Below are 1,541 nucleotides of genomic sequence, written 5' to 3' on the forward strand. Positions count from 1 at the left end.
GGCTCGCCGCGCGCACGACCGGGGCCGCGACGCCGTAGAGCCCGCGGTGCTGCGAGTTCGGGCTCAAGCGGTCGGTCAGCCCGATCACCGTCTCGGCGGCGCCGAGGAGGAGCGCGCCTTCGGGCCCGAGCCGGTCGGCCAGGCGTCCGAGGATGTCGGCCTTCGTCGGCGTGTCGAAGTAGATCAGCACGTTGCGGCAGTAGATCACGTCGAAGGTGCCAAGCGCCTCGAAGCCGTTGAGCAGGTTGAGCGGCCGGTAGTCGACCATCGACCTCAGGCTCGGCGCGATCTGCCACTGCTCGCCGATCTGTGTGAAGTACTTCAGCAGCCACTGCACCGGCAGGCCGCGCTGCACCTCGAAGTGGCTGTAGAGGCCGAGCTTGCCCTTCTCGATCACCTCGGTCGAGAGGTCGGTGGCGACGATCTCGACCTGCCAGCCGGCGAGCTTGACGCCGGCCTCCTGCAGCAGGATCGCCAGCGAGTACGGCTCCTGCCCGGTCGAGGCCGCCGCGCACCAGATGCGCAGCCGGCGCTGTCCGGCGCGGCGCGCCATGGCCTGCGGCAGCAGCACGTCGCGGAAGAGGTCGAACGGCGTGCGGTCGCGGAAGAAGAAGGTCTCGTTGGTGGTCATCGCCTCGACGACCGCCTTTTCGATCGCCTTGTCGCGGGCGACCTTCAGGGTGCCGACGAGGTCGCGCAGCGTCGCGAGGCCGAAGCGCCGGCAGACGGGCGTGAGCCGGCTCTCGACGAGGTAGCGCTTCTCCGGGGTGAGCGCGAGGCCGGAGCGCTGCTTGAGGTAGGCGCGCAGGTAGTCGAATTCGAGCTCGGTCATGCGCCCTGTCCCGTGAGCAAGGCGCGAAGCGCGAGGCCGATCTCGGGAAGCGGAAGCACGGCCTGGGCGAGTCCCGCCTTGGCGACGCTCCCGGGCATGCCCCAGACGGTGCTCGTCGCCTCGTCCTGGGCGAGCACGGCGCCGCCGGCCTCGACCAGCGCGCGGGCGCCGTGGGTGCCGTCCGAACCCATGCCGGTGAGCACGACGGACAGGGTCGCGGGCCCGAACAGCGTGGCGGCGTCCTTGAACAGGACGTCCACGGCCGGGCGGCAGAAGTTCACCAGCGGCCCGTCGTCGAGGCGGATCACCGGCTCTCGGCCCGGCCCTCCGGTCAACCCCATGTGGCGCCCGCCCGGGGCGACGTAGATCCGGCCGGGCTCCAGGCGCTCGTCGGACTTGCCTTCGGCGGCGGTGAGGCCGGTGCGGGTGGCGAGATGCTCGGCGAACACGGCGGTGAAGATCGGCGGCATGTGCTGGACGATCAGGATCGGCACCCGGCGAAGCGTCGCCGCGCCGATCTTCTCCAGCATCTCGCCCACCGCCCGCGGGCCGCCGGTCGACGCGCCGACGAGGAAGACCCTGGGGGTCACCGCGCGGGCCTTCGGACGCAGCACGATCGGGGCGGACGGCCGCGGTGCGGTCGCCGGGGGCGCCGACGAGAGAGACGGCGATGTCGGCGTGCCGGGCGCGATCGGGGCCGGTGCGGGCC

The 1,541-nt window shown here is 72.3% G+C and carries 2 protein-coding genes; both read right to left on the minus strand.

Annotated features, from left to right (window positions below):
* Positions 1 to 832: protein-glutamate O-methyltransferase CheR (locus FV222_RS25650; RefSeq protein ID WP_147815972.1), on the minus strand; the 832-nt coding region annotated here is incomplete at its 3' end.
* Positions 829 to 1,541, minus strand: a 713-nt coding sequence (locus tag FV222_RS25655) for a CheB methylesterase domain-containing protein (RefSeq protein ID WP_147815973.1), incomplete at its 5' end; no start/stop codon positions are given. The genes FV222_RS25655 and FV222_RS25650, both read right to left, overlap by 4 nt.

The organism is Methylobacterium sp. WL103 (genome assembly GCF_008039885.1).
Classification (GTDB): Bacteria; Pseudomonadota; Alphaproteobacteria; order Rhizobiales; family Beijerinckiaceae; genus Methylobacterium; species Methylobacterium cerastii.